This is a genomic window from Arthrobacter sp. UYEF20, from assembly GCF_040546335.1.
GTDB lineage: Bacteria > Actinomycetota > Actinomycetes > Actinomycetales > Micrococcaceae > Arthrobacter.
Genome location: NZ_JBEPNP010000024.1, coordinates 27,089 through 52,926, shown reverse-complemented (window position 1 = coordinate 52,926; position 25,838 = coordinate 27,089). Strand labels below are relative to the sequence as shown.

27 protein-coding genes and 1 pseudogene are annotated in these 25,838 nt (G+C 67.3%); 9 read left to right on the top strand and 19 right to left on the bottom strand.

The features are described 5' to 3' along the window. Positions 1 to 145 (top strand): annotated as a pseudogene (locus ABIB26_RS20280) (IS1595 family transposase); the annotation flags it as partial. Between the two features lie 209 nt (positions 146 to 354). Here ABIB26_RS20280 and ABIB26_RS20275 read toward each other — a convergent pair. The 3 genes from ABIB26_RS20275 to ABIB26_RS20265 form a co-directional block, all read right to left on the bottom strand. Beyond that, a complete protein-coding gene (locus ABIB26_RS20275; RefSeq protein WP_354247338.1) occupies positions 355 to 573 on the bottom strand; it encodes a hypothetical protein in 219 nt (72 codons plus the stop codon). Between the two features lie 551 nt (positions 574 to 1,124). Further along, on the bottom strand, positions 1,125 to 1,313 hold the full coding sequence (locus ABIB26_RS20270) for a hypothetical protein (protein WP_354247335.1): 189 nt from the start codon (positions 1,311 to 1,313) through the stop codon (positions 1,125 to 1,127). 186 nt (positions 1,314 to 1,499) lie between these two features. Next, positions 1,500 to 1,889, bottom strand: coding sequence for a hypothetical protein (locus ABIB26_RS20265; protein ID WP_354247332.1), 390 nt, complete (start codon positions 1,887 to 1,889; stop codon positions 1,500 to 1,502). Between the two features lie 88 nt (positions 1,890 to 1,977). On the opposite strand from ABIB26_RS20265, the gene ABIB26_RS20260 reads away from it, so the two are divergent. After that, a complete protein-coding gene (locus ABIB26_RS20260) occupies positions 1,978 to 2,406 on the top strand; it encodes a hypothetical protein (RefSeq protein WP_354247330.1) in 429 nt (142 codons plus the stop codon). Positions 2,407 to 3,254: 848 nt separating this feature from the next. Continuing rightward, on the top strand, positions 3,255 to 3,581 hold the full coding sequence (locus tag ABIB26_RS20255; RefSeq protein ID WP_354247327.1) for a hypothetical protein: 327 nt from the start codon (positions 3,255 to 3,257) through the stop codon (positions 3,579 to 3,581). Positions 3,582 to 4,074: 493 nt separating this feature from the next. Here ABIB26_RS20255 and ABIB26_RS20250 read toward each other — a convergent pair whose 3' ends face one another. The 3 genes from ABIB26_RS20250 to ABIB26_RS20240 all read right to left on the bottom strand — a co-directional run bounded on the left by ABIB26_RS20250 (position 4,075) and on the right by ABIB26_RS20240 (position 6,865). Beyond that, positions 4,075 to 4,536, bottom strand: a complete 462-nt coding sequence (locus tag ABIB26_RS20250; protein WP_354247324.1) for an oxidoreductase dimerization domain-containing protein — start codon at positions 4,534 to 4,536, stop codon at positions 4,075 to 4,077. Positions 4,537 to 4,607: 71 nt separating this feature from the next. Next, entirely contained in the window at positions 4,608 to 6,320 is a 1,713-nt protein-coding gene (locus tag ABIB26_RS20245; protein ID WP_354247321.1) for an ABC1 kinase family protein, read from the bottom strand. A gap of 5 nt (positions 6,321 to 6,325) precedes the next feature. Beyond that, entirely contained in the window at positions 6,326 to 6,865 is a 540-nt protein-coding gene (locus tag ABIB26_RS20240) for a PadR family transcriptional regulator (RefSeq protein ID WP_354247344.1), read from the bottom strand. A 902-nt stretch (positions 6,866 to 7,767) separates the two neighbouring features. On the opposite strand from ABIB26_RS20240, the gene ABIB26_RS20235 reads away from it, so the two are divergent. Further along, the gene (locus ABIB26_RS20235) at positions 7,768 to 8,064 is read left to right on the top strand and encodes a hypothetical protein (protein WP_354247318.1); all 297 of its coding nucleotides are present in this window, start codon (positions 7,768 to 7,770) and stop codon (positions 8,062 to 8,064) included. 442 nt (positions 8,065 to 8,506) lie between these two features. Here the strand turns inward: ABIB26_RS20235 and ABIB26_RS20230 are convergent, their stop codons facing one another. From ABIB26_RS20230 to ABIB26_RS20220, 3 genes are all read right to left on the bottom strand, one after another. Then, complete coding sequence (locus ABIB26_RS20230) at positions 8,507 to 8,710, bottom strand: hypothetical protein (RefSeq protein ID WP_354247315.1); 204 nt, start codon at positions 8,708 to 8,710, stop codon at positions 8,507 to 8,509. Positions 8,711 to 9,016: 306 nt separating this feature from the next. Continuing rightward, positions 9,017 to 9,247 (bottom strand): zinc-ribbon domain-containing protein, encoded by a 231-nt coding sequence (locus ABIB26_RS20225; protein WP_354247312.1) that lies wholly within the window; start codon positions 9,245 to 9,247, stop codon positions 9,017 to 9,019. A gap of 79 nt (positions 9,248 to 9,326) precedes the next feature. Beyond that, positions 9,327 to 9,521, bottom strand: a complete 195-nt coding sequence (locus ABIB26_RS20220) for a hypothetical protein (RefSeq protein WP_354247309.1) — start codon at positions 9,519 to 9,521, stop codon at positions 9,327 to 9,329. 176 nt (positions 9,522 to 9,697) lie between these two features. Between ABIB26_RS20220 and ABIB26_RS20215 the strand changes: the two genes are divergently transcribed. The 3 genes from ABIB26_RS20215 (at position 9,698) to ABIB26_RS20205 (ending at position 11,445) form a co-directional block, all read left to right on the top strand. Next, the gene (locus ABIB26_RS20215) at positions 9,698 to 9,970 is read left to right on the top strand and encodes a hypothetical protein (RefSeq protein ID WP_354247306.1); all 273 of its coding nucleotides are present in this window, start codon (positions 9,698 to 9,700) and stop codon (positions 9,968 to 9,970) included. A gap of 227 nt (positions 9,971 to 10,197) precedes the next feature. Then, a complete protein-coding gene (locus ABIB26_RS20210; protein ID WP_354247303.1) occupies positions 10,198 to 10,455 on the top strand; it encodes a hypothetical protein in 258 nt (85 codons plus the stop codon). Positions 10,456 to 10,926: 471 nt separating this feature from the next. Then, on the top strand, positions 10,927 to 11,445 hold the full coding sequence (locus ABIB26_RS20205) for a helix-turn-helix domain-containing protein (RefSeq protein ID WP_354247301.1): 519 nt from the start codon (positions 10,927 to 10,929) through the stop codon (positions 11,443 to 11,445). Here the strand turns inward: ABIB26_RS20205 and ABIB26_RS20200 are convergent. Genes ABIB26_RS20200 through ABIB26_RS20160 form a run of 9 tightly spaced genes read right to left on the bottom strand, consistent with a single transcriptional unit; the run spans position 11,420 to position 21,064 of the window. Beyond that, positions 11,420 to 12,085, bottom strand: coding sequence for a DUF5134 domain-containing protein (locus tag ABIB26_RS20200; RefSeq protein WP_354247298.1), 666 nt, complete (start codon positions 12,083 to 12,085; stop codon positions 11,420 to 11,422). The genes ABIB26_RS20205 and ABIB26_RS20200 overlap by 26 nt on opposite strands. 9 nt (positions 12,086 to 12,094) lie before the next feature. Continuing rightward, on the bottom strand, positions 12,095 to 13,222 hold the full coding sequence (locus ABIB26_RS20195) for an XdhC family protein (protein ID WP_354247295.1): 1,128 nt from the start codon (positions 13,220 to 13,222) through the stop codon (positions 12,095 to 12,097). Further along, the gene (locus ABIB26_RS20190) at positions 13,215 to 14,042 is read right to left on the bottom strand and encodes an SRPBCC family protein (RefSeq protein ID WP_354247293.1); all 828 of its coding nucleotides are present in this window, start codon (positions 14,040 to 14,042) and stop codon (positions 13,215 to 13,217) included. The genes ABIB26_RS20195 and ABIB26_RS20190 overlap by 8 nt, the downstream gene beginning before the upstream one ends. Next, positions 14,042 to 15,304 carry a vWA domain-containing protein gene (locus ABIB26_RS20185; RefSeq protein ID WP_354247290.1) on the bottom strand — a complete coding sequence of 421 codons (1,263 nt, stop codon included), beginning with the start codon at positions 15,302 to 15,304 and terminating at the stop codon, positions 14,042 to 14,044. Before ABIB26_RS20185 ends, ABIB26_RS20190 begins: the two co-directional genes overlap by 1 nt. Further along, a complete protein-coding gene (locus ABIB26_RS20180; RefSeq protein ID WP_354247287.1) occupies positions 15,297 to 16,220 on the bottom strand; it encodes an AAA family ATPase in 924 nt (307 codons plus the stop codon). Before ABIB26_RS20180 ends, ABIB26_RS20185 begins: the two co-directional genes overlap by 8 nt. Positions 16,221 to 16,277: 57 nt before the next feature. Next, complete coding sequence (locus ABIB26_RS20175) at positions 16,278 to 17,222, bottom strand: XdhC family protein (RefSeq protein WP_354247285.1); 945 nt, start codon at positions 17,220 to 17,222, stop codon at positions 16,278 to 16,280. Position 17,223: 1 nt separating this feature from the next. Then, positions 17,224 to 19,617, bottom strand: a complete 2,394-nt coding sequence (locus ABIB26_RS20170; protein WP_354247282.1) for an aerobic carbon-monoxide dehydrogenase large subunit — start codon at positions 19,615 to 19,617, stop codon at positions 17,224 to 17,226. After that, positions 19,614 to 20,180, bottom strand: coding sequence for a (2Fe-2S)-binding protein (locus ABIB26_RS20165; protein ID WP_354247279.1), 567 nt, complete (start codon positions 20,178 to 20,180; stop codon positions 19,614 to 19,616). Before ABIB26_RS20165 ends, ABIB26_RS20170 begins: the two co-directional genes overlap by 4 nt. 5 nt (positions 20,181 to 20,185) lie before the next feature. Further along, complete coding sequence (locus tag ABIB26_RS20160; protein WP_354247277.1) at positions 20,186 to 21,064, bottom strand: FAD binding domain-containing protein; 879 nt, start codon at positions 21,062 to 21,064, stop codon at positions 20,186 to 20,188. 120 nt (positions 21,065 to 21,184) lie between these two features. Between ABIB26_RS20160 and ABIB26_RS20155 the strand changes: the two genes are divergently transcribed. Beyond that, positions 21,185 to 22,165 carry a LysR family transcriptional regulator gene (locus ABIB26_RS20155; protein ID WP_354247341.1) on the top strand — a complete coding sequence of 327 codons (981 nt, stop codon included), beginning with the start codon at positions 21,185 to 21,187 and terminating at the stop codon, positions 22,163 to 22,165. Positions 22,166 to 22,275: 110 nt separating this feature from the next. Further along, on the top strand, positions 22,276 to 22,593 hold the full coding sequence (locus ABIB26_RS20150; RefSeq protein ID WP_354247275.1) for a DUF6457 domain-containing protein: 318 nt from the start codon (positions 22,276 to 22,278) through the stop codon (positions 22,591 to 22,593). 109 nt (positions 22,594 to 22,702) lie between these two features. Here ABIB26_RS20150 and ABIB26_RS20145 read toward each other — a convergent pair whose 3' ends face one another. Further along, complete coding sequence (locus ABIB26_RS20145; RefSeq protein ID WP_354247272.1) at positions 22,703 to 25,837, bottom strand: efflux RND transporter permease subunit; 3,135 nt, start codon at positions 25,835 to 25,837, stop codon at positions 22,703 to 22,705. Between the last annotated feature and the right edge of the window lies 1 nt (position 25,838).

Sequence of the window (25,838 nt, the reverse complement as noted above, 5' to 3'; positions counted from 1 at the left end):
CCGCAAAAAGCTGCAGCGGGTCCTAGGGCTAAGACCTATGAGACGGCATGGGCGTGGATGCACAAGCTCCGCCGCGCCATGGTCCCCCCCGAACGAGAACTGCTCTCGGGGCTGGTCGAGCTCGACGAGAGCTTCATCGGCGGGGTCCACCGCGGCCTTCCCGGCGTCGGCCCGGACAAGATCTCGGTCCTGATCGCCGCCGAGCACCTGGACCACAACCGGATCGGGCGGATCCGTCTGTGCCTGGGGCGGCCGACCGCAGGCTGGCGCTGGTGAGGTTCGGCCAGCGCGTCGTGGCGCCAGGCGCCACCATTCGCACCGACGGGGCGAGGCAGCTGCGCCGCTTACGGCCGGCTAGTCATCAGCGGGTCTTTCCATTGCCGGGGGATGTTCTCCGGCCGGGTGGCGGCCTTCCTTGAGATGGCGTGCGAGCTTTTCTTCAGCGTCCGAGCGCCGTTGTCCGATGGTGCGCATCTGGTGTGTGGTCAGGTCCTCGCGGCGCCCCTGATGTCCGGCACGTTGTGCCGGCCGGGCCCCGATGGCGTCCGGGCCGGGTGCGGTGTGTTCGCTCATGAACGCATCGTCGCACACGATCTTCCCGGGTATAAGGCACAAAATGGCAACGTCGCGGAATTTGGAAGAACGACCGAGGAGGGGCTACCCGGCCAACCGGCCACGTGCTGGTTGTTCGGCGCCTGTCTTCGGGGCCCCGCCCCAGACCAGGGCGGGGACGGCGTCCTCCCGGGACCGGTATCCTGTCAGCTCTTGGGACCGGCGTTATCCAGATGCCTGGAGGCCCAATTATGAGGATCCGCCCGATGCTTCCGGGCCTTCCCGCTGATACGGGAGTCTGTCACTGTCGGCCATCTCCCACCCGCACGGACGGGCTCGTTCCGGCGGCACACACGGACGGCGGCTCTGGTGCGCCCGGTCCCTGCGGGCGGGCTGGGATATCCGGGTCCTGGCAACTCTTAGGCACGGCCAGCACAAAGTGAGCAACGCCAATGCCTTGATGGATCTGATGGGCAGGTGCTTGTCCGTTCGGCATTCGTCACAGCGTAGGGGGCCGTCCCGGGGTCGGTCCGCCCCGTCCGTCGGGGAGGCGCCGGGAACAATCAACATGGTCAGGCCGTGGCGGGGTAGCTTGCCAGGATGTAGTCTGTCGCGGCCGGGCCCATCATCCGTCGGCCGCAGTTGGGCCGATCGATGCCCCTGCGGTGCATGGCTGCCCGGAAGGTGATGTCTGCCGAGGGGTTGATGTGGTGGAGCAGGCACCAGCTGGTGTACAGGCCGTAGAGACAGTCCGGCCCCAAGGGGCAATGCGTCTCATCAGGGACTGTGGCTTCCAGGACGAATCGTTCGAAGCGCGAGGATGGTCATCACGGCCCCTTTCTCACGGGTGCATCAATGTGCCACCATGCGGCTGCAGCGGCTCTCTTTGCGGCCGTGCACCCAGCCACAACGGTCCCACCCCGGAGGGATATAGGACTGTTAAGAAACTACGTAGTTCCGGCCCGCCTGGGCGCCGCCGCATGCCCGCGCATCAGGCGGGCGGCGTCAAGGATCCTGCGGGCGAAAATGAGGCACTGGTCATCGCTGAGTATCGCTGCGCTGGCAGTTGCCCATCCGCGCTCCCCGTCATGGACCGTCGTCATGGCCTCGCGCAGATCCAGCTGGAGGGCATAGACCGTCGGAGGCAGCCTGTGGCTGATGTTCGCGTCGTCGGCGATGGGGCTGTACCGGTAGGCGTCGGTCAGGCGCTGCTGGATGCGCTCGGTCCCGGTGGTCAGGGTTTCCACGGGATGCTCAAGCAGGGTGAGTATATGTTCCGCTTCCGCCCGGTCTGCGCCCATTCGGGAGGCGCCGATGTCCTTGTCGGTATTCTGCACCCGGCGTTATCCTCATCCCAGGGGGTAAGGTCACGAGGGCCAGGCCGGCGGATCCTGGACGGGGCTCTCCCGGACGAAGGAGTCTGCCATGTCAACCGTCTCGCATCCGCGGAAGCCGGGACCGGCAAACCGGCCTCGCGGCCGGCGGCTCTGGTGCCGAGGTTGTGACACCGACGAGCACCTGGTCATTGAGTCCATCCGGGCCCTGGAACCGCCGACGGCGGTGCTGGTCGAAACCGAGTACACGTGCATTGAATGCGTGTCGTTTTACTCCCACCCGGCCACGGTGGCCCAGGTGGGCGCCGTCCTGAACCGTTCCGGTCCAGGCTTCGGCGTGTTGCAGTTCGGCGGGACCTATCTTCACTGCGGCGAACCAATGGCTACCGCGGGCTCCGAGCGCCGCAGCATCTACGCACCCTCCTTCACCGAATGGACGGACGAGCAACCCCTGGACGTGCATCTGCGGACCAAGGTCCTGCGGTGCCGCTGCGGGTTCCGAATGGAGATACCGGACTGAAACCAGACACCGCAACGGTGGTGCGGCAGCGTCGAAGAACACCATGCCGCGGACCCGGATACAACGCGGAGTCGAGGAGCCGCGAAGGGCCCTTCGCTTGACGCGCTATTGCGGGTTGCAGCGGACGCGCCAAGCCTGAGCCGGGTCCAGAGTCCTGTCAATCACGACTATTGCTAGGCCCACTTACTGTTGTTTAGTATTTGGGCGGGACGCTGCCCGCGTTGGAGGCGGCAGGCACGGCACGCCTCTTGCCAAGTCCCGCACGGCTGGCTCCATGAATCCAATGCGTGGAGCCAGCTTGCGGGGGTCCGGGGCCGCGCTGACAGGCGTATTGAAGCTGCGGCCTTGCAAGGCGCGCGCGGGCGGGCCGGTTTCATTTCGCCCTCGAGCGCGAACGATCCCGGGAGTGCGTTATCGATGTAGCCGTCAGCGTCATTCCCGGGCCGGCTGACATCGGCAGCGAACCGGGGAATTCCCTCGCTCACGCAATAGCTCATATTGCTGTCCCCGGCGGTCAGTCCCATGCCACGCAACCTTCAGGACCTCATCCAACAGTCAGGGCCCGATATCGCCCACTCGCCCCGACCCTTCACATCGCAGATTGACCGTGAAGTACCTGGCGGGGCATGTGGCCGGTGCCTTCCCGGGGATGTGCGGCGTGCGAGGGACTGCCGGAGGCAACGCGGCCGGCACCCGGGACGCATCGGGCCTGGGGCGCCTGCCGGTGTCATCCGGCGGCCGGTCGGCAGGATCCTAGGCTCTGGGGCCGGGGTGCGTGCATCACAGTTCATGCCTACGCTTGCGTGGGTGCCGCAGCGTCGCGGCCATCCCTTGAAGGGCGGAGCACCATGAACGACAAGATCAGCATCCTGGTCCGTGTGGACCTCGATTGTTCCCTGGCCCGGGTCGCGGCCCAGGGCCATGTGACGTCGCAAAGCATTCAGGCCCTCCATGTGGTCGTGAAACGCGCCAACGCCATGGTGGAGGGCCTGGCCCTGGAAATCGACCTATCACGCGCCCGGGTCGAGCCGGCCGCGCTGGAGCAGCTGCGCGCCTGCTCGCACTCCCAACACCTGCCCGCGCATATTGATCCGTTCCGGGCCGATTGCAGGCTCAGTATCCTGGCACCCGTCGATGCTTTAACTACCGCAGGGATGGCGGGTCTGGCAGCCTGACCCGACGCGCCTCGCCGCACGCCGCGCCGGGGCTCGAACGGCGCGGCAGACCCGCCCGGCGCGGCCCGTTCCACCGGATGCAGAACGCCGTGAGCGTGCCCCGGTGAATGCCGGTGCCCGCGAGCCGCATCGGCGGCCGTCCGCGCGATTAGCCCGGCTGACCAGGACGGACAGGCGGTTACCTCACGCCGGCGGGGTCTGCTTCGACTCCCGGAGGTGGTGTTCCAGTTTCTGTTCCGCGTCCCGGCGCCGGCGTGCAGTCTCGCGAAGCTTCCGGGTGGATTCGGATCCGCCCGGCACCGGTTTCTTCCTCCGCGCTTTTGTCCGGAAGCAGTGGCTCTCAAAGATTCCTCGTTACTCATCCTTGCATCGTCCCACAGGGTCCCACAGCCCGCGGCCGGGAGCAGCCTCCGGAATTCACGTCCGCCCGGGATATTTTTGTCGGCACGGGTATGGCATGTCCCGCGCAGGAATGGCGCGTGGTCACACCCGGCTACGTCTGTTCCCGCCGGTCCGGTCGTCCCGTGAGCCGCCGGCGCAGGATAACAAGTGTTTTCGTGGCTTTGGCCATGAGGGGGTTGTTCATGCGGGCCCGGGCATCGGCGATGGCCGCGCTCCAGACCCCGTCCGAGTACGTCGGGTAGGCGTGAGTGGTGGCGGCGATGTCCGAGGTGGACAGTTGATGGTGCATGGCGAGGGTGACCTCGGCCAGGGATTCGCCGGCCCGGGGGCTGACGATAGTGCCCCCGAGGATCCTGCCCCTGCGGTCCAGGATCAGCCGGGTGAAGCCGCCTGTTGTGTTGTCGGTGACGGCCCGGTCGATGTGGGCGTGGCGGACCGTCCGGACGGTGGCGGCTGTCCCGGAGGCGTCGGCGGACTGTCCGACGGCGGCTGCCGAACAGCGGCGACGGGCGAAAACTCGGCTCTGGCAGTCAGAACTCGAGGTCGATATCAAAGTTGGTCAACGGGCGTGGGGGAGCGTTTCCGACGCTGCAATTACAGCCGGGTTTCGGCTCACCAGCTCCTTTAGAGGCCGCGGCGCCCTACCCACAGGCCATGCAGCAGCGGAACCACCGACGCGATCATCAGCACGCTGCCGAGCACCGTGTCATCCGCTCGGACCACGGAACCTGCGATGAGCAGGGCTCCGAACACCAGCGCTGACACCGACCGCTGCGCCATGCGGCTAAGCCGTGCCAGCTGCCGTTCGAGGCGCGGGTTGGCCACCGTCAGTGAACCCTCCTCGATTCGGGTGACAAGCCCATCCACGCGCTTGGGCAGACGCAGGGCGACCCCGGCGGCGTCGAGCGCTTGCTGAGCAGCGTCCTGCACGATGTTGCCGCGCTCGTCGCGCAGTAGCTGCGCCGCATAGGGTTCGACCGAGTCCCACAAATTGAACCGGGCATCCAGCGAGCTGCACACACCCGACGTCAGTGACATCGCGCGGATGATGAGTAGGAAGTTCTCCGGCAACTGAAAGGGCAACGAGCGAACCACGTCACCGAACTCCAGCGCAAAGTCACGGAACTCCCGCGGGTCCACCTCACGAAGCTCGGCGAAGCCCATCCCGCCAAACCTGCCGAAGAGGTGCGTCATGGCCCGCTCAAGGTCGACCGTGTCGGCCGACGGCACCAGCACACCCACGTCTCTGATCGCTGTCACCAACCCCTTACCGTCACGCGAGGCGGCTGCGATCAGCAGCTTCCGCAGGCCACTGCGTGTCTTGGGCGGCACCTCTCCCATCATGCCGAAGTCGATGAACGTCAGCTTCCATGGGCGCTGTGCGGATGAATCGGCATTCGGAGTGACAAAGATATTGCCGGGATGCGGATCGGCGTGGAAGAAGCCCGTCGTGAATATCTGGTCGAACATCACCGACGCGAAGACCGGGGCAACCTGCACGGGATCGATGCCAGCCGCAAGAAGGGCCGCCAAGTCCGTGATCTTGATCGCCGTAACGTCTTCTAGGGTGAGGACGCGGCGGGTGCTCCGCTCCCAGACGACGTCAGGGACGATCACTCTGTCGTCGTCGTCGAAATCAGCGGCAAAGCGCTCTGCATTCGCCGCTTCATGGAGGTAGTCGATTTCCTCGAGGCTGGTCTGCGCAAACTCCTGGACCAGTGCGGGCATGTCAGCACGATCGGACACGAGGCGCACGCGGCTGAGCCAGCCGCCAACTTTGCGTAACGCGGCCAGATCGACGTCGACAATCGCGTCGATGCCCGGTCGCTGCACCTTCAACACTACGTTTTCGAGACCGGTGTCCTCAGCATCGGTGCGAAGAAGTTCAGCCCGGTGCGCCTGCCCCAGGGATGCGGCGGCGATTGGCGTCTCCTCGACCGAGGCGAACACCCGGTCCAGTGGCGCACCCAGCTCCGCCTCGGCAAGGGCGCGGATTGCTGGGAATGGGACGGGGGGCGCCTCGTCCTGCAGCCCTTCCAGTTCAGCTGTGATCTCCGGCGGGAGCACATCGAGCCTGGACGACAGAAACTGACCAACCTTGATCATCAGACCGCCAAGGTCCACTGCGAGCACATGGAAGCGCTGCGCGAAGCGCCGCATCCTCTTGGTCCGGGTGCGTTCGGCAATCCTGGCCAGCCCGATGCGAGGGAGGAACAGCTCAAACCACCACGTCACCGCGAGATGCCACGCGGCGAAGCGGAGGATGCGACGGTAACGGGCACGGGTGTTCCCGGCGCCGGGTACCGGATCTGCCCGGCCCCGGCGAACCGACGCCACCCTCGTCAGTCCTGGGCGAGGATCGAGTACAGCCGACGACGTGCCTCGTCGAGCACCTTTACGGCCTCCTGCACCTGCTTCGGCGAGCCTGTGCGACCCACCTGGGACGCGGCCTGCGCGAGCTCGACGCCAGCCTTGGGCAGTGCCGCGAACCCTGTGCCTGATGCCGGCGTTGACTCCCATGGCGCTGACGCATCGGCACCCGCTACCTCTTCCCGGCCTGCTTCGGTCAGAGAGTAGATCTTGCGGCCGTTGGATTCCTCGGCACTGATGGACCCCTCATCGGCCAGCAGTTGAAGGGTTGGGTAGACGGAGCCGGCACTCGGCTTCCAGCTGCCACTGCTGCGTTCCTCGATTTCACGGATGATCTGGTAGCCGTGCATTGGCCGCTCCGCGAGCAGGGTCAGTATCGCCGACCGTACCTCGCCTCGACCCGCGCGGGTGCCCGAGCGCTTCTCAAACCTTGAACGCAGCTCCTCAACGGCCTGCCACATGCCGTCGATGTTGGGGCCGCCGAATCCGCCCGCCGGGTATGAATTACGCATCATGCTCTCCTCCGTGAACCGTGAACGATATACAACGATAGTTAACGATACATGGAGACGTGCCCTCTCGGTCCTCTCATGAACGGTCGTTTACGCACAGCCTGACGCCCAAATGCTGACAGATGAGGGAGGCAGCGGGACCCACAAACCGTAGGTGCGATGAAATTTCGAGTCAAATGAGAGCTATTGCCTGACGGGCGTGCCACGTTTACTCTGGCCAGGGGAATGGCCCGGGCAACCAAAGTTGGGGGCAGGCCAACCGGCGCGCGCGTCATGCCGATCCCGCTAAGGCCGGCTCCATCGTCTCAAGACGGTGGAGCCAGCCTGCGGGTTCTGGATCGTTGGCAGCGATGGGCGGCACTGCTCCGGGGACTCAGGTCGTTCCCGGTTCCGAATTCCGGCATGTCGCCGGGTGCTTTTTGCGTTCTCAGCGTCAGGCAGTCGAGGGGACGAATATTCCGCAGAGGAACCACCCCGGGCTCCGGTGCCGGGCGGCCGCTACCGGGCAGACATGCGTGTTCGAAGCCTGGCGCCCGATACGCGCACCACGAAATTCTCTGCAGCGCCGCAGGCGTCGCAGGTCAGCGTCAGGCAATGGTCAGGCACAGGTCTTCCCCCGGGGCGGGAAATGGTCCCGATTAAAACCCATTGCTGCCCCTTGGCTAGGAATGAAGCTACCGGTTTAGCGTAGTCGGCATGACCTCCGCCGACAGCCCGGGGGAGACCCGGCCTCAACATCAGCCTTGAATGTTCATGCAGGACGGGCCCGCCGACGGCAGGGGACCGGAACCTGATGTCACACGTGGCGTCCATTTAGGCCTGTTAGGGTGGGCGGCGGTGCCGGGCCCGAGTGTCCCCAAGGTTCGGGCCCGGCACCGCCAACAGCACCACGAGAGGCTCTTATGATGCGCTGGGAAACTTACGACGTCCGCAACAGCAAGAACACCGGGATGGGCAGCTTCAGCAGCCAGGAAGAAGCTGAATCACAGATCGAGCGATGGAAGATCCGGGACCGGCGCGGCGGGCGGCCGGACCTCCGCGGCCTGATGCTGCATCTGGCGGCCCGGCCCGGCCCGTCAGCCAGCCAGGGACCTAGGCCCGCTGCCGTGGCCGGCCCTCCCGTTGCCGGGTGGGCCAGCCTCATCTGGTTGTGCACAGGATTTTTGCAGGACGAGCCCGGCACGGCCTCGCACGGCTGATCGCCGCGGCAGCGGGCTCACAAATGTCGGCCACAAACGCCGAATCTGAAACCCTGCCTGGAGTTGAGGATGAGCGTAGATCAGGACGCGGCGTTTGCTCTTCACGGTGAAGATGCAACGCACATCCAGGCCGGGTCCTCCCTGGTCCCGCGCGGCCTGAACATCCTCGGGGCCTTGCTCCGTGATGCGTCCTTGGCCTCGGTGGGAAGCGAGGTAGGCCCGCGGAGTTCAGTCAGGCGCTCATTGAGGACCAACGTCGGCAGGTCGCAGACTTTGGGGGGCTGCGGAATCAGTCCGTTCATATGCGCATCGACGGCGCCTGGAGGACTCGGCGGTATGGACACGGCTGATTGGCGGCAGGACCGCCGAATACATCCTCGTTGACGTGGGCGACACGATCACCGACGTCCACGGATACAAAAAGCAGGGCTCTGGCTTGGCGCTAACGCTTGTCGCGGGTTTGGAACTCCTCATCGAGCTCAAAGTGTCGGAACTCCGTCTCCGGGTTCGGTTCCCCCTCGGCAACGACCTCATGGTCGAGCTGGCGCTGGACCTGGCTGTCCAGGACCTGCAACTTCTGATCTTCGACCTCGACCAGATCCTCGGGAAAAGGGTCTTCCGGGGTGATATGTAGTTTCTCGGTCATCGGGTCCTCCGTGTTGCCATGTCGGGGTCTGGATTCCGACTTTGAGTACCCCGATTCTACGGGAATGCGCGGGGAACGGCACGGGGTAGGTGACGGGGCCGTTGTCCGGCCCGAAGTCGTGGGAGGCAGATCGCGGTAACCGCCGCCTGCTCGTCTGCCGGATCTGCGGCGGACTCCTCGCCCGTGACGGGTCCCCAAGCAGCACAGCGAGGCGGCGGCACGCGCCCCTGCCCTCTGAGCGGGCGGGCAGCGGCTGCTTGTCGTCCCCAGTGCCGGCGCAGTTCCTTGCGCGCTGCGGTTTCCTTCCTAGCTGGGGAGGGCGTTCTTCTGTCTGGACTTGATCGTTGAGCTCTGCCCGCATTTGCTGCAGGTGATGTTGAAGGTTTTGGATGTGGTGAAGACCGGGATGAAGAACAGGGTGAATTTAGTGGCGCGTTCCTGCAGATGATGCTGGACGAACCGGCCGCAGTACTGGCACGTCGCCATCCGTCCGGGCAGGTCGCGAAGGACGGTTTTGAGGCCGAAGAGCAGAAACATGGTGTGTGCCTTTCAAGTGGGTTTGCCGGTCAGGGCTGCGTTGGTGCTTCGCGTCGGGGGCGGGCGGCGAGGCCCGAGATCAGGATGCTGATTCTCTGTTCCAGTTCTTCGCCGTCGTCCTCGGCCCGGCGGCCCGCCCGAGCCGGCGCATCATGAGGGCATCGAGTCCCTCTGCGTCCACCAGGGCCAGGGCGTGGACAGGGCCATCTCCCCGGCTGAGCTGTTTCTTCCTGCCCGGGCCCTTGACAGGCGCCGGATTCTCTTCGGGTGACATGGTTCTCCGTTCGCGGGGCTGCCGTCAAGCCGCCTTCCAGGGTTAGTAAGTATGCTTGCTAATTACCTAGCTTATGCGTAGAGTCTCCGTTGTAGAGAAGCTTGTGATCACCGGTCTCGGAAGCGGGACCCGGGTTGCACGGCCACCTTTCCCCTCACCTCACCCCAGGACAAACCATGACTACGAACGACGCCCAAAACTCCCGCACAGGCACGGCCCGGAACGCGAATGACATTAAGATCTCCACGAGGACGCTGGAGTTCGCCGTGTACGTCGCCGCCGTGCTCGCCACCATCATTACCTCTGCTGTTGGGGATGACCGCAGCCAAAACGGCGTGGATGTATTCAACGCCCATGACGCGATGCAGCTCATTACCTGGCTGACCGTTGGTCTCATGGTGGCCCGCGGCCTGGCCAAGGCCGGCAACCGCGACCACAACCACGGATAACGGCTGCCCAGCCTTCGGCTGCGGGTGCTGCCGAACAACGGTGGATCCTGGTGCGGCCACCGGAAGGGCGGCGGCACCAGGATCCTGGACCCGAAACGTTTTATCCCCGGATCTGCAGTGCTGCACCTGTCCGGGAGCCTGCTTCAGCGCCCCGTGTACGGCCTTGAGGCTTCAGCTGCTGTGGCCGCACGGCGGCATGAAACGCACCGAGCGGAAACGAGCCACCCATGGCAGCTTCGCAGTACGACCAGTTCCTCCAGGAAGCCACCACCCGCGACCCTGAAGCCGATCGCGCCCTCTGGCGCAACCGCCTCTACGGTCTCTACAGCCGACGGTGTTTCCTGGCCCAGGCGGCGCCCAGGTCAGAGGATGCCTTCTGGGCGGCCATGAAGATCAAGCGGATCCATTCCCAGCGCACCAGCCTCCGCATGCGAGGCCCGGCCGCAGTGGACTACATGCTGGCCAGCTACGCGGGTCTGGTCTGATCCGGATGTCGACGACCTCCCCCACGTACCTGCCGCGGGATTCCCACCAGCCCCGCGGTCGGCGCCTCTGGTGCCCGACATGCGACACTGACCGGCACCTCCTCGTAGACTCCGTCACCTCCCTGAACGCGCAGCAGCAAACACTGGCGGCCGCCATCACCTGCACGAAGTGCCGCGGTTCACGTGTCGTTGCGACCACCGCGGCCTTTGTCGGGGCCGTTTCGGAGCGGAACGAAGACAGCGGCGACGTCGTGCACCGAGACGCCGCGTACATCCACTGCCAGGAACCCATGTCACCCGCGGACCCCGAGCTTCGGGGCGTGCAGTGGCCGGTTTCCACTCAGGCCGGGCCCAGGGAGTTCCTGGGTGTCTATCTGCGGACCCGGGTTTTGCGGTGCCGGTGCGGATTCCAGATGGAGATACCCCACTAATGACAGGCAGGCAGCCTCCTATTCGGCTCTGCAGTCAACCATGAACAAGGAGACATTGTGGCTAACAACGAGAGCGCATACCAAGCCGCACACCCGGCAGCAGCAAGGGAAACTCACCCTCCACAATGCCGTGGACCTGGCGTCAACCATGATTCGTCACGAGTTGGCCGCCGCCGTGACCGCCGAACCCGCCGGGCAGAAACGCGTCCGCTTCGAAAGCATCGCAGCCTATATTGACGAACACCTCCAGGATCCGGACCTCACGCCCAGCCGCATCGCCGCGGCGAACTTTGTCTCCGTCCGCTATCTGCACGCCATCTTTTCCGAAACCGGCGAAACCGTCGGGACCTGGATCCGCACCCGGCGGCTGGACCGTTGCGCCCGCGAGCTGCGCGACCCGCGCCTGGCAAACGTTCCGGTGAGCGTCCTGAGCCACCGCAACGGGTTCAAGAACCAGTCCTACTTCAGCCAGCTCTTCAAGGAATACACGGGCCGGGCACCGGCAGAGTACCGGGCGGCGGCCCTGGCAGGTCTCACACCGCGAGCGCCGCGAACATGACTGCCATCGACGCCGCTCCTACGAGTTCCAGGAACGCGTCGCCGCGGCCCCGGCGGGCCTGGGGACGGAGCCGCCGGAGCAGGAGCAAGCCCCACACGGCTCCGGCCACCCCGAAGGCAGCCGCCAGGACGAGGGCGGACTGGCTGCTCCAGCCCGGGAGGTAGCCCGGCCGGGATCCCGGCGGCAACGGCCCCGCGGCGGGCCCACCGTGGTGCGCCGACTGGCCCGGAAGCCCCGCGGCCCCCAGACCGGCCAGCGCGCCGTGGGCGCCACGGACGTCCGTGGCCGCCAGCATGTACGCCATGGCGGCCATGGTCAGCGCGTTGTACAGCAGGCCTCCCATGCCGGTTGCTCCCGCACGGCGAGCGCGCCCCTGACAGGCGACGGGCAGAGGCCGCCGGGAGACGGCACGGAGGACGAACCACCACGCGGCCAGGCCGAAGAAGAAGATCTGGGGGAGTGCGGGCCCCTGGAGCCCGGGGGCGAGCATCAGCACCATGGCGCTCATCATCGCGGCATGGAGCCCAAAACCGACACGGGTGGCCGGTGGCGACTTGCGGCTGGCGCGGAACGCCGCGTACAGCGAGGCTGCCAGCAGCAGTGCCGTCAGCCCCAAGCGCAGGAACTCGTTCTCGATCAAGGTGCCCGCTCAATGCTGCTCGTCGTGGTGGATGCGCTCGTCGAGCTGCCGGAGTGGTTCCCCGCTTCCGCTCCACTGCTTCGCGATGAACTCCGCGGCGATGGACACTGCTGTTTCCTCGGGGGTCCGTGCACCAAGGTCAAGGCCCACAGGGCTGTGCAGCCGCGCCAGCTCTTCCTCGCCCAGGCCCGCCTCGCGCAGCCTGGCGATCCGGTCGGCATGGGTCCGGCGCGAACCCATGGCACCGATAAAGGCCATCGGCTGTCCGCGCAGGGCGACGTCCAGCAGCGGAATATCGAACTTCGGATCGTGCGTGAGGACGCACATCACGGTGCGTTCATCCACCAGACCCTTTTCCAGCTGCTCGGCAAGGTAGCGGTGCGGCCAGGCGTTGACCACCTCCGCCGCATCCGGAAAGCGTGCAGGGGTTGCGAAAATTGCCCTTGCATCGCACACCGTGACGCGGTAGCCCAGGAAGGTGCCCAGCCGTGCCAGCGCCGAGGCGAAGTCGATGGCGCCGAAGACCAGCATTCGCGGCGGCGGGGCGTAACTCGCGAAGAAGACCCGCATCCCGCTGTCCAGGCGTTCCCCGTCGGGGCCGTAGCTAAGGATGCCGGAGCGGCCGGCGGCCAGCAAGCCCTGGGTGTCATCGCCCACGGCGTGGTTGGCCCGCTCGGAACCGAGGTGGCCCTCGAATCCGGCCGGCCGCACAACCAGGTGCCGGCCCAGCCAGCTGCTGTCCGGGTGTTCGATCACCGTGGCCACTCCGACGCGGCGCTCGCCGGCGATGTCCTGCCGGACGGCGTCGAGTTCGGCGAAGCTTTGCCGGGAAACCGGCTCGACGAAGATGTCGATGATCCCGCCGCAGGTCAGGCCGACGGCGAACGCATCGTCGTCGCTGATCCCGTAGCGCACCAGGACGGGGGTGCCGTCCTCCTTGACTTGGGTGGCGAGCTCGTACACGGCACCCTCGACGCAACCGCCGGAGACCGAGCCGACTGCTTCGCCGTCGGCGGTGACGAGCATGGACGCGCCCGGGAGCCGCGGGGCTGACTTGAATGTGCTCACCACGGTGGCCAGGCCAGCGGTGTCACCCTTCCGCCAGCCCGGCATCATGGCTGCCAGGACATCACGCACGGCAGGACTTCAGCCTTCCGATCGCCCGGATCATCCGGAACGCGGACAGACGGCCCGCCCAGTAGGAGACGCACGCCACAACAGCCACGAGCGCCAGGACCTTTCCGGGGCTGGACAGCTGCTCCGCCGCGATCCCCTTCGCGAGGCTGAGGGCGTCCAGGCTGCCGGCCCCGGGCGCGGTTGGCACCGCTGCCCTGGCAGGCGCCGGGGTGGGCGCGGGGGCAGACGTGGCCGCTGCGGGCACGGCGCCCGGCGGGACGCCCGGAAGTTCCGACGACGGTGCCGGGGCAGCGACTTGGTCGGTGGCGGCTTCAGCCGCGGGGACTGGGCCCGGCACCGAGGTTCCGGCGGCGGACGCCTGCGCCGGCACAGGCTCGGCGATCATGGCCTGCAGATTGCTGGCGAAGAGGCGCATCATCTGCTCCGTCACGCTGCCGATCACCGCCTTGCCCATCGCGGCCGCCTTGCCCGAGAGCGCCAGGTCGGCGTCAACCGTGCCTCGAGTGGTGCCGCCGGGCTCTTCGGTCAGGATCATGGTCACGGTGGCCTCGGCGGTGCCCTGCCCCCGGGTCTCCTGCGCCTTTCCGCCAAGCACGGCGCGGTGCTCGGCCGCATTGCGCTCGACGACGTTCAGCAGACCCTTGTACTGCATGTTCACCGGCCCCAACTTGACCGTCATGCCGACCTGGTAGGCGTCCTCAGAGAGCTTGTTCAGGATCCTGGCTCCGGGCAGGCAGCCCGCCACCCGCTCGAAATCCATCAGGGTGTCCCAGACCTTGTCGATGGATGCGACCACCGAGAATGTGCTGTCGATCTGCATTAGCTCGTCCTTCTCTCGGGTGATGACTGGCCGTCGCCGCGGATTGCAGCCGCCACCTCTTCCAAAGCCCTGAAGCTGTGTCCGCTGACGAACGCATCACTGTACGGCAGGGCAGCCGCCATTCCGCCCGCCAGCGGCCGGTAGCCGGGGGCCGCCTTCCGGGGATTGACCCACACGATCCGGTACGCCAGCCTCCGCAGCCTCGCCATCTGGGCCGCGACCTGGGCGGGATCCTCCTGGGCCCAGCCGTCCGAGAAGATCACCACGACGGCGCCGCGGGCCAGCCCGCGGCGGCCGTGTTCGTCGACGAACCGGCGGAGACTTTCGGCGATCCTGGTGCCCCCGGCCCAATCGGGCGCCGTGGCGGCGGCACGGGCCAGCGCCACGTCGGGATCGCGCAGCGACAGCTGCCGGGTCAGCCGGGTCAGGCGTGTGGAGAACACGAACGCCTCGGCCCCGGCAGTGGCCACCGCTCCCTGCAGCAGCGACACGAAGACCCGCGCGTAGGGTTCCATCGAGCCGGAGACGTCGCACAGCAGCACCAGTTTGCGCCGCTGTTCACGGCGCCGGGCGTACAGCAGCCGGGTGGTGTCGGAGCCGGAACGCCGGGCCGCGCGGACCGTGGCGCGCACGTCCAGCCGGGCGGTGCTGTGGGCGGATTTGCGGGTGCGGCGGCTCAGGCGCGACGGAGTTGCGAGCAGCATCCGGAACGCTAACCGCCGGATGTCCTGGACTTCCGGGGAGGACAGCTCGGCGAAGTTCATCTCGTGCAGGTGTTCCTCGGTTGAAGCCATGGCCAGTACGGCCCCCCGCTCGGCAGCGTCGTGGTCCCCGGAACTGTCAGGCCCGGCCGTGGCAACAGCCGAACGGGGCTGCTGGCGGGGTGGTGGCTTCCTTGTTGCCCGGTTGTCGGCGGGGGCGGGCCTGGTGCGGGCCTCGACGGGGCCCGCCGACGGCGAGGCGGCCGGCGCTTCGGCCGCGGCGCGATGCACGGCAGGCTGCGCGGCGGGGTCGAAGCCGCTGCGGAACACGGTGGTGAAGACGGCGTCGAACACCGGGAGCTGTTCGCGCGCGGTCACCAGCACCACCCGGGACGTCCAGTAGAGCCGTTCGACGTCGTCCGGCGGCACCAGCCGGAGGGCTTCGGCCAGCCGGACCGCCCGGTCCGGGGAGCAGGAGAGCCCGGCCCGGCGCAGCGCGGTGATGAAAGCGGCGGACAGGGCGGCCGCCTCCACCGTCGGGAGAGTGCTGGCCTCAACCATCGGTGCCGTCCACGAGCCAGGCCGCCCCGCGGGCGCCGACCAACTCCAGGTCGTCGCGGTTCTTGACGATCGAGCCCCAGGTCTGTTCCGCCGTCGCGGCGTCGATGCGTTCGATGCCCAGCACGGCGAGGGCGGACACCCAGTCGATGGCCTCCGAGATCCCCGGCGGTTTGGCGAGGTCCAGGCCGCGCAACCTGGTGATGACGGCTGCTGCCTGCAGCGCCAGCGGGCCCCTGCTCGCCGGCACGCGGCGGCGCACGATTTCCGCGATCCGGTCCGGTCCCGGGTAGTCGATCCAGTGGTAGAGGCAGCGGCGCGTGAGGGCATCGTGCAGGTCCCTGGTCCGGTTCGAGGTCAGGATCACGATCGGGGGGTGGGTGGCCCGGATGGTGCCGAGCTCCGGGATGGTGACCGCGGCCTCGGCCAGCAGCTCAAAGGTGAACGCCTCGAATTCGGCGTCGGCGCGGTCAATCTCGTCCAGCAGCAGCACCGCCGGGCGAGGGCCGGGATGCTCGATCGCCTGCAGCAGGGGACGCCGCAGCAGGTACTCCGGGCTGAAGAGGTCGGCTTCGGTGACGGCGGCGTCCCGCACCTCGGCCAGGCGGATCCCGAGGAGCTGCCGCTGGTGGTTCCACTCGTAGAGCGCCTCCCCGGCGTCGATCCCCTCGTAGCACTGCAGCCGGTACAGCGGCGTGTCGAGCAGCTCCGCCAGGGCCTTCGCCGCCTCCGTCTTGCCCACCCCGGCCTCACCCTCCAGCAGGATCGGCTGCGGCAGCCGGACGGCGAGGAACAGTGCCGTGGCCAGGCCGACGTCGGCCAGGTAATCGCCCCGGTCCAGCGCCGACATCAGCGAGGGGACATCGGGCACCCTGCGCTGCACGTCTTCCTCCGCGCCGGTTCGCGCCGCCGTGGTCACCGGGGGCCTCCGGCTGCCCGGATCAGCCCGGCGGTCCTGCGTTGCGTGGGGGAGGGCTCAAGTAGTAAGGGCATAACGCTCCGGATCCTTGCGGAAGGCGGCACGGCAGCCGGGTGAGCAGAAGTACACGGTGACGCCGTTGTGTTCAAGATGCAGTGACGCCTCCACCGCTGCGACGGTCATGCCACAGACCGGATCGATCGCGGTTGCCGGGGCCGCGTCCGGTTGCGGCATCCCCGCGGGCATGGCCGCGGGTGCGCCGGGCGGCGGGTGATACCGGGCCTTGGACCGTTCCTGAATGAGCTGGGCGAGAATCGACAGGGCGATCTCGCCGGGGGTGCGGGCCCCAAGCTGCAGACCGGCCGGCGTGAAGACCCGCGAGCGCTGCTCTGTGGTGATCTCGAGGGAGTCCAGCACGGCGGCGCCCCGCGTCTCGCTGGCCACCAGCGCGATGTAGGGCACGCCGGCGCGCAGGGCCGCCTCGAGGGCTACTTCCTCCGCCTTGCCGTGGGAGGCGACGATCAGCGCCGCGTCGTCGGCCCGGGGTTCCGCGGACTGCCCGTCCGTGAGCTCCATGGCCAGGCCCACGCCGGAGCCGAGCGTCGCGAGGGCCTGGGCTACCGGCGTCGTGCCCACCACCAGGACGCGGGGCTCCGGGATGCGCGGCTGCAGGAAGATCTCGATGGCGCCGCCGCTGAGGCATGGGTTGGAGACCTCGACGGCGCCCTCTTCAGCGCTGCGCAGCGGTTTGCCGGGGAGCACGCGCAGCAGCAGCGGCTCCCCGGACGCCAGGACCTGAAGGCCGTAGTCCCGTACCGAGGACTCGACGCAGTTTCCGCCCACGAAGCCCTGGATTTCACCGGTGGGCAGTACCAGCGCGGTGTCTCCGGCGTGGGCGATGGTGGGCCGCTGGGCGCGGACCACCGTGGCGTGGACGAACGGCTCACGGCGGGAGGCGAGATCATTCGCCCGGGCCGTAAGGGATTCCGCGGCGGTGGTCATGTCAGATCGGTGGCCTTGCACGGCCCTGCATCGCGGCCCAGACACGGGCCGGGGTGCACGGCATGTCCATGTGCACCACCCCGTAGGGCGCGAGGGCATCGACGACGGCGTTCACGATCGCCGGCGGCGAGCCGACTGTGGCGGACTCTCCGATGCCTTTCGCGCCGATCGGGTGGTGCGGGGACGGGGTGACCGTGAAACCGGTCTCCCAGTCCGGCACTTCCATGGCCGTGGGGATCAGGTAGTCCATGAAGGACCCGCCGAGGCAGTTGCCGTCGGCGTCGAACTCGATGATCTCCATCAATGCCATCCCGACGCCGTCGGTCAGTCCGCCATGCACCTGGCCCTCGATGATCATCGGGTTGATCCGGGTGCCGCAGTCGTCCACCGCGATGAAGCGCCGGACCTTGACGTGTCCGGTGCCCGGATCGACGTCGACCACGCAGATGTACGCGCCGAAGGGGAACGTCAGGTTCGGGGGATCGTAGGTGACCTCGGCGTCGAGGTTGCCGTCCACCCCCTCGGGCAGCGCGACGGTGCCGTGGGCTCCCATGGCGATCTCGGCGATGGTCTTCCCGACGCTGGGGTCACCCTTGACGAACCAGCGTCCCTTCTCCCATTCGAGGTCCTCGGCCCGGGTCTCCAGCATCGCCGCGGCGATCAGCTTGGCCTTTTCCCGGATTTTCCGTGCCACGAGGGCGACTGCGCCGCCGCTGACCGGCGTCGAGCGGCTCCCGTAGGTGCCGAGGCCAAACGGCGTCTGGTCCGTGTCGCCGTGGACCACATCGATGTCCTCCGGCGGGATGCCGAGTTCCTCGGCGACGATCTGCGCGAAGGTGGTCTCGTGGCCCTGGCCCTGGCTTTGGACCGAGAGCCGGACGACGGCCTTGCCGGTGGGGTGGACGCGCAGCTCGGCGCCGTCGGCCATGCCCAGGCCCACGATGTCGAAGTGCTTGCGGGGTCCCGCGCCTACGGTCTCGGTGAAGAACGAGACGCCGATCCCCATCAGCTCGCCGCGCTCGCGCTTCTCCTTCTGCTCGCGCCGGAGCTCGTCATAGCCGGCCATCTGCATGGAAAGCCGCATGGCGGGCTCGTAGTTGCCCGAGTCATAAACCCAGCCGGTCTTGTTGGCGTAGGGGAACTGTTCCGGCTTGATGAAGTTCTTCAGCCGCAGCTCGGCCGGATCCATTTCCAGCTTCCGGGCCAGGATGTCCACCATCCGCTCCACGAGGTAGACGGCCTCCGTGACGCGGAAGGAGCAGGCGTAGGCGACACCGCCCGGGGCCTTGTTCGTGTAGACGCCGGTGACGCTGCAGTACGCGGCCTTGAGGTCGTAGCTGCCGGTGAAGATGGAGAAGAAGCCGGCCGGGTTCTTGGTGGGCTGGGCGGTGGCGTTGAACGCGCCGTGGTCGGCCAGCACGTTGGTCCGCACGGCGAGGATCTTGCCGTCCTTGGTGGCCGCGATCTCGCCCTGCATGATGTAGTCACGGGCGAAGGAGGTGGACATCAGGTTCTCGGAGCGGTCCTCCACCCACTTCACCGGCCGGCCGGTGACGATCGAGCCAACCACGGCCAGGATGTAGCCGGGGTAGATGCCGACCTTGTTGCCGAAGCCGCCGCCGATGTCCGGGGACACCACCCGGATCTTGTGCTCGGGAATCCCGGCGACGATCGCGAAGAGGGTGCGGTGGGCGTGCGGGGCCTGGGTTGTCTCGTAGAGGGTCAGCTTCCCGTTGACGGCGTCGAAGTCCGCGACGGCGCCGCAGGTTTCCATCGGGGCCGGATGCACCCGCGGGTAGACGATCTCCTGCGACACAACGACGTCGGCGGAGGCGAACACGGCCTCGGTTTCCGCCCTGTCGCCGATTTCCCAGTCGAAGATCCGGTTGTCCTTCCGGCCCTCAATGTCGTCACGGATCACGGGGGCGTCCGCATCGAGGGCCTTGCGGGCGTCAATGACCGGGGGGAGGACGTCGTATTCAACCTCGATGAGTTCCAGTGCGTCCCGGGCCGCGTAGCGGTCCTCGGCCACGACGAACGCGACCTCCTGTCCCTGGAAGCGGACCTTGTCGGTCACCAGGACGGCCTGGACGTCCGCAGAGAGCGTCGGGGCCCAGGCCAGCTTGAGTCCCAGGAGATCCTTCCCGGTGATGACGGCCAGGACCTTGGGATGGGCCAGGGCATTGGTGGTGTCGATGGAGACCAGCCGGGCGTGCGCTACCGGGGCGCGCAGAATGGCGCCGTGGAGCATTCCGGGCAGGACGATGTCGTCGAGGTAGTGGCCCTTGCCGCGCACGAAGCGTGGATCTTCCTTGCGCTGGATACGGCCATAGCCGATGGGGCGGTCCTCGTCGCCTGCCGCGGGATTGCTGGGCCGCTCGTGGATGACGGTCATGCCTTCACCTCTGTGTCCTCTCGCTCCGTCGCACTATCCGGGACTGCTGTATCCGTGCCGTCGATGACCTCGCCGGCCGTGGCGCCGACGTCGGTACCGGCGCCTGCCGGGTGGGCCGCGGCCCACTGCACTGAACGGACGATCGTGGCGTAGCCGGTGCACCGGCAGATCTGGCCCGAAATGGCCTGCCGGATCTCGGTGGGCTCCGGATGCGGATTCTTGTCCAGCAGGGCACGGGCGGTGAGCATCATGCCGGGGGTGCAGAAGCCGCACTGCAGCCCGTGCTCCTCCATGAAGCCCTGCTGGACAGGATCCAGGGTTCCGCCGCTCGCGAGCCCCTCGACGGTGCGGATGTCGTGCCCGGCGGCCATGGCGGCCAGGACGGTGCAGGATTTCACTGGCTGCCCGTCCATGAGGACCACGCAGGTCCCGCAGTTGCTCGTGTCGCAGCCCCAGTGCGTGCCGGTCAGGCCGAGGACCTCGCGGATGTAGTGGACAAGGAGCACCCGGGGTTCAATGTCGCTCATGACTTCGCTGCCGTTCACGGTCATGCTGATCTGCATCCGCTTCAGCCTTCCTGGGTCTGGGCGGCGCGGGAGCAGGCAAGCCGCAACACCCGCCGCGTGAGTTCGTCGGCGAGGTGCCGTTTGTAGTCGATCGGGCCGCGCTGGTCATCCACCGGGTCACAGGCCGCCGCCGCGAGCCGCCCGGCCTCGACGAACAGTTCCTCCGCGGGCCGCTGGCCCCGCAACACCGCGGCGGCCTCCGCAACGGTATGGTCCAGGCCGAGGGCGGTAAGTCCGACGGCGGCGTCGGCGATGCTGCCGTCCGCCGCGAGCGTGACGGCGGCGCCGGCCGCTCCCACGGCCCAGTCGCCCACCCGGCGTTCGACCTTCTCGTAGGCGCTGCCCGAGCCCGGGCGGATGGGGAAGCGGAGCTCGCACAGCAGCTCATCCTGACCCACGGCCGTTTCGTAGGGGCCGCGGTGGAAGTCGGCCATGGTCAGGATGCGCTCGCCGCCTGGTCCGCGGATGACTGCTTCCGCGCCCAGGACATCGCACACGGTGGACAGGTCCTCCGCCGGGTCTGCCTGGCAGAGTGAGCCGCCGATGGTGCCGCGGTTGCGCACCACCGGATCGGCGATGACGGACTCGGCGTCCCGGACGATGGGGAACAGCCCGTTGATTTCATCGGACTCGAACAGCGTGGTGTGGCGGGTCAGGGCGCCGATCCGCAGCTTGTCGCCGTCGCGGAGGATGAAGTCGAGCTCGTAGAGGTCGTTGATGTCGATGAGCCACTCCGGCCGGGACAGCCGGAGCTTCATCATCGGCAGGAGGCTGTGACCCCCGGCGACCACCCGTGACTCCGGGCCGTGGCGCGCGAGGAGTGCCAGCGCGTGGTCCACGGAGGTGGCCCGCACATAGTCGAATGGAGCCGGAATCTGCATAGTCCCTACCTCACTCCTGGTCGCTGGCGACGTCGCGCAGCACCGATTTGAGGAAAGTGTTGCTCGGGCTGATACGGAGTGTCAATATCGTCATAAGCGAAAGGTTATGACGCCGTGTCGATGACATTGAGCCAACTCCGCACGTTCGCCCTCGTGGCCCGGCTGGGCTCGCTTCATGCTGCGGCGGCAACCCTGGAGGTCAGCGAACCGGCCGTGTCCGCCGCCCTGGCCGCGCTCCGGCAGGACCTCGGCGACCCGCTCTTCGTGCGCGCCGGAGGCGGGATTGCCTTGACTCCCGGCGGCCGGGCCTTGGCCGACTACGCCCAGGACATCATCGGTCTAGCGGACCAGGCCCGGTGGGAGGTCTCCAACGCCAAGAACGACGCCGGGCGGCTCAAGATCGCTGCGACCGCACCTTTCGCCGAGCACGCAGCCGGCCGGCTGCTCGACGTCTTCACGAAACGGGTGCCGGGCGCGTCGGTCGACGTCGTGGTCGAGTCCGCGGAGGACCTTTGCTCTCTTCTGAAGGAGCGTGCGTACGACATCGCCCTGGGCGCCCGGCCGACGGCGCCCGCCGCCACCGCGGTGACGGAGCTCGGTCTGGAGTCGGTCGCGTTCCTGCGCTACCAGCGCGCTGTTATTGCGGCGCCATCCCATCCTCTGGGCCGGCTGCACGGACCGGTTTCCGTGCAGCAGCTGATGGGCCGGCCGTGGTTTGCCGGCCCGGCCGGGATCCAAGACAGCACGGAGGAAGGACGCTGGCTCGCCTCGACGGGCGTGGGGCCGGACATCATCCGGCTCAGCAGCGAGACTGACGCCCTCGCCGCCGTCCGGGCGGGGGAGGGCATCATGCTGGCGCTTGGCCACATTGTCCGGGCTGAACTCCACAGCGGGTCGCTGGTCCACGTGCCCGTCGTCGGGACTCCGGTCTCCGGCCTCTGGTGGGCCAGCACGCTGGACCACCGACGGACCACGACGGTGGCGCAGACGCTGCAGCGATTCGTCGGGACCGCGGATGCGACCGCCGCGATGGTCGCCCCGGGAGGTTCGCGCGGACTTGAGCGCCGGGGGTCGAAGTTCCACGTCGCCTTGTGGAGTTAGTGGCAGTCAGCCGGGGAAAATGCCAAGTGCAGCGTTGCACATGGCCGGTGTCGGTGCTAACCCTTGAGGGGTAGCCGTTCGACCCAAGCAGTTTACGAAGGGGAGTACCAATGACTTTGACCCGAGATGAAGACAGCTCGCTGCGGCATTGGAGCAGCCGCCTGATCCAGGCACTGCAGATACTTGATCTGGAAGTCGACCACGCGAAGATCATCCAAGTCGCGGAGGAATCGGCGAAGGCCGTCGGACCGCACGCGGACGCCATCAGCGCGTTCATCGTGGGCTATGCGGCCGGCACCGCGTCCACCGACGGCCGCAAGAGCACCCAGGCGGCTGTTCACGCCGCCTCCAACAAGGTCCTTGAGCTGTGCGAGCACGGCGAGTCCGGCGGCCCCGACGAAAAGGGCTGGACCAAGACGGCCCAATAACGGCCGGTTGTCGGCATGACTCCTGGGGCAGGCGACGCCTCCTGACGGTCCCCGGGACCATGATATAGAGGACCCGGGGTTTCCGCAGGGGCGTCGCCTGTCCGCGGTTTTACGCGGGCACCGGCACCGGCACCAGCGCCGCCCGCTCCTTCTTTGACTTGGCGAAGCGGAGATAGAGCGACGGAACAATAAACAGGTTAAGCAGCGTCGACGTAAAGAGCCCGCCCAGGATGACGACCGCCATGGGGTGTTCGATTTCATGGCCCGGGACTGTGCCCATGACCACCAGGGGTACCAGGGCCAGTCCGGTGGCCAGCGTGGTCATGAGGATCGGCGAGAGCCGTTCCCCCGCTCCGCGCAGCACGAGTGCTCGGCCGAAGGTCTCGCCCTCGTTTTTTTCCAGGTGCTGGCAGTGGTTGATGAGCAGGATGCCGTTGCGCGCCGCGATCCCCATGACCGTGAGGAACCCGACGACCGATCCCAAGGACAGGACCCCGCCGGAGATGTACGCGGCAATGACCCCACCGACCAGGGCGATCGGCAGCGTCAACAGCGAGAGTATTGCCAGCCGCCAACTGCGGAAGGAGGTCTGCAGCAGCAGCAGGATCAGGGCAAGGGCCGCCACCGCGAAGATCATGAGGCGGTTCGTCGCCGCCTCGCGCTCGGTGTACTCACCCAGCAGCTGTACGCTGTAGCCGGGCGGCAGCGCCAGTGCGTCCAGCCGATTCTGCAATTGGCCGACCACCACCCCCAGATCGGCGCCCTTGTCGAGGAACGATCCCACTTCAACCCGGCGCGACCCGTTGGTGCGGTCGATCTGATTCGGCGTCGCCTGCAGTTTGACGGCCGCGACGTCGGCCAGCCTGACCCGCTGGCCGCTGGGGGTGTCGATCGGCAGGTCCTCGATGCTGGTGAGGCTGGAGCGGGTCGCCGGGGTGCTCCAGACCTGGACGTCGTAGGCCCGTCCGTCCCGGAAGACGTCGCCGACCTCTTCCCCGGCGACCAGCGTCGCCGCGGCGCGCCGCACGTCGCCGGGTTTGAGCCCGTATTTTTGTGCCGCGGGAAGATCCACGGTGACGGTAATCTGCGGCACCTCCACCTCGAGGGACACGTGGGCGTCATCGGTGCCCTGAATGTCATCGAGGATCGTCTTGACCCTTTGGGCCTGTTCCCGCAGCACGTTGAGATCATCACCGTAGACACGGACCACGATGGGCTCGCTGGCCCCTGTCAGGACTTCCTCGATCCGCTCCTTCAGATAGGTCTGGACGTCGCGGTGAAGGCCAGGGTAGCCGTCCACCACTTCCTGGACCGCGGCCAGTGTCTGGTCATAGTTGGCGTGGCGGTCGATGCTGATCCAGTGCTCGCCGGCATTGACACCCACGATCTCGTCCGCCGCGAACGCCTGCCCGATGTGCGTCCCGCAGTTCAGCACGCCTGGCACCTTGAGGAATTCCTCGCAGCCGCGCTGCGAGATCCGGTACTCCTCCTCCGCCGAGGTTCCCGGCTGCGAGATCCAGTGCATCAGGAAGTCCCGTTCCTTGAACGTGGGGAACAGCGACGAGCCCATCAGGGGGGTGATCGCCAGGCCCACGACGGCGAGGACGCCGAAGCCGGCATAGCCGTAGCGGGGACGGTTCATGATCCGGGACAGCACGGCGTGGTAGCCGCGCTTGAGCACCCTGACCAGCGGCGGGTCCCGCTCCTCAAGTTTCGCATTACCCAGCAGGATCAGAGCCAGGGCCGGCGTGACAGTCAGTGCCACCACCATGGAGGCGAGGACTGCCAGGGTGTAGGTGATGGCCAGCGGCCGGAAGAAGACGCCGGTCAGTCCGTCCAGGAAGAAGATCGGCACGGCGGCCACCACAATGATCAGAGTCGCGTACACGATCGGACTTCGCATCTCGAGCGAGGCCTTCAGGACCACCGAGGCCGCCGATTCGTCGCTGCCCCGGGCGCGGTGCTGTCTCAGCCGGCGCATGATGTTTTCGACGTCGATGATGGCGTCATCCACCACCACGCCCACAGCGATGACCAGCCCCGCGAGGACCATCGTGTTGATGGAACTGGCCGTGAAATAGAGGACCAGTGCGGCAGTGAGCAGCGAGAGCGGAATCGCAATCAGGCTGATCAGGGCCGTGCGCCATTGGAAGAGGAAGGCACCGAGGATCATGACGACAAGCAGGCAGCCCAGCAGCAGGGCCGTGCTGAGGTTGGAGATCGACTCCTCGACAAAACTTGCCGGGCGGAAGATCGTGGTGTCAAAGCTGATCCCGCTCATCCCCGGCTGGAGCTCGTGCAGGGCTTCCTCAACGCCCTTGGTCACGTCCAGGGTGTTGCCCCACGGCAGCTTCTCGACGATCAGCATGAGCCCGTGCCCGTTGTTGATGACGGCATCACCAATGAGCGGCTGGTGGTCCTCCACGACCTGGGCGATGTCGCCCAGGTGCAGTGCCACACCGTCCTTTTCCCGGATGGTCACCTGGGCCAGATCCTCAGGCGTCTGGATAGGCTGGACGTGCCGGACACCCATTCTCTGGGTCGGACTGTCGATGAAGCCGCCCGTGCCGATGAACCTTCCCGGCGAGTACTTCAGGAGCCCGGCGTCGAGGGCTCCGGCGGTGACCTCCATGACCTCGTTGAGCGACACGTTTTGGGCCTTGAGCTTGTCCGGCTCCACCTGTACCTGCAGCATCTGGAGCCGTTCGCCCCAGATGGCTACATTGGCCACGCCCGGCACGCGGAGTAGCCGGGCCCGGATGGTCCAGTAGGACAGCATGGACATCTCGATCAGGGACCGGTTGGACGAGGTCATCCCGATCTTCATGACCCGGCTCGTCGCGGACAGCGGCTGCAGCATCACGGGCGGGGCCGCCCAGGTAGGCAGCGCCGCAGTCACGGCCGCCATCCGCTCCGACACCAGCTGGCGGGCGTCGAGCAGTTCGGTGCCCTGATGGAATATCAGCACGATCGAGGACAACTGCGGCACGGACTTCGACCGCAGCTCGTCCAGGCCCGGCATTCCGCCCACCGCCGCCTCGATCGGGACGCTGACCAGCTCTTCGACTTCCTGCGCGGTCAAACCCAGGCAGGCGGTCTGGATTTCCACACGGGGCGGCGCGAATTCGGGGAAGACGTCCACGGACGCGGAGCCCAGCTGCACTGAACCGAGCAGCATTACCGCGCACGCGAGGGCGACGACGATGGTTCTGAACTTCAGGCTGATGCCTATGAGCCAGCGCATG

Excerpts from the sequence above, each read along its gene's own strand:
- ABIB26_RS20260 (WP_354247330.1), top strand. The coding sequence starts at position 1,978 with ATGTCAACCGTCTCGCATCCGCGGAAGCCGGGACCGGCAAACCGGCCT.
- ABIB26_RS20160 (WP_354247277.1), bottom strand. The coding sequence starts at position 21,064 with ATGCAGATTCCGGCTCCATTCGACTATGTGCGGGCCACCTCCGTGGAC.
- ABIB26_RS20165 (WP_354247279.1), bottom strand. The coding sequence starts at position 20,180 with ATGCAGATCAGCATGACCGTGAACGGCAGCGAAGTCATGAGCGACATT.
- ABIB26_RS20275 (WP_354247338.1), bottom strand. The coding sequence starts at position 573 with ATGAGCGAACACACCGCACCCGGCCCGGACGCCATCGGGGCCCGGCCG.
- ABIB26_RS20155 (WP_354247341.1), top strand. The coding sequence starts at position 21,185 with ATGACATTGAGCCAACTCCGCACGTTCGCCCTCGTGGCCCGGCTGGGC.
- ABIB26_RS20220 (WP_354247309.1), bottom strand. The coding sequence starts at position 9,521 with ATGTCACCCGAAGAGAATCCGGCGCCTGTCAAGGGCCCGGGCAGGAAG.
- ABIB26_RS20255 (WP_354247327.1), top strand. The coding sequence starts at position 3,255 with ATGAACGACAAGATCAGCATCCTGGTCCGTGTGGACCTCGATTGTTCC.
- ABIB26_RS20215 (WP_354247306.1), top strand. The coding sequence starts at position 9,698 with ATGACTACGAACGACGCCCAAAACTCCCGCACAGGCACGGCCCGGAAC.
- ABIB26_RS20150 (WP_354247275.1), top strand. The coding sequence starts at position 22,276 with ATGACTTTGACCCGAGATGAAGACAGCTCGCTGCGGCATTGGAGCAGC.
- ABIB26_RS20240 (WP_354247344.1), bottom strand. The coding sequence starts at position 6,865 with ATGCGTAATTCATACCCGGCGGGCGGATTCGGCGGCCCCAACATCGAC.
- ABIB26_RS20225 (WP_354247312.1), bottom strand. The coding sequence starts at position 9,247 with ATGTTTCTGCTCTTCGGCCTCAAAACCGTCCTTCGCGACCTGCCCGGA.
- ABIB26_RS20230 (WP_354247315.1), bottom strand. The coding sequence starts at position 8,710 with ATGACCGAGAAACTACATATCACCCCGGAAGACCCTTTTCCCGAGGAT.
- ABIB26_RS20185 (WP_354247290.1), bottom strand. The coding sequence starts at position 15,304 with ATGGTTGAGGCCAGCACTCTCCCGACGGTGGAGGCGGCCGCCCTGTCC.
- ABIB26_RS20210 (WP_354247303.1), top strand. The coding sequence starts at position 10,198 with ATGGCAGCTTCGCAGTACGACCAGTTCCTCCAGGAAGCCACCACCCGC.
- ABIB26_RS20205 (WP_354247301.1), top strand. The coding sequence starts at position 10,927 with ATGAACAAGGAGACATTGTGGCTAACAACGAGAGCGCATACCAAGCCG.
- ABIB26_RS20175 (WP_354247285.1), bottom strand. The coding sequence starts at position 17,222 with ATGACCACCGCCGCGGAATCCCTTACGGCCCGGGCGAATGATCTCGCC.
- ABIB26_RS20145 (WP_354247272.1), bottom strand. The coding sequence starts at position 25,837 with ATGCGCTGGCTCATAGGCATCAGCCTGAAGTTCAGAACCATCGTCGTC.
- ABIB26_RS20190 (WP_354247293.1), bottom strand. The coding sequence starts at position 14,042 with ATGCAGATCGACAGCACATTCTCGGTGGTCGCATCCATCGACAAGGTC.
- ABIB26_RS20170 (WP_354247282.1), bottom strand. The coding sequence starts at position 19,617 with ATGACCGTCATCCACGAGCGGCCCAGCAATCCCGCGGCAGGCGACGAG.
- ABIB26_RS20235 (WP_354247318.1), top strand. The coding sequence starts at position 7,768 with ATGATGCGCTGGGAAACTTACGACGTCCGCAACAGCAAGAACACCGGG.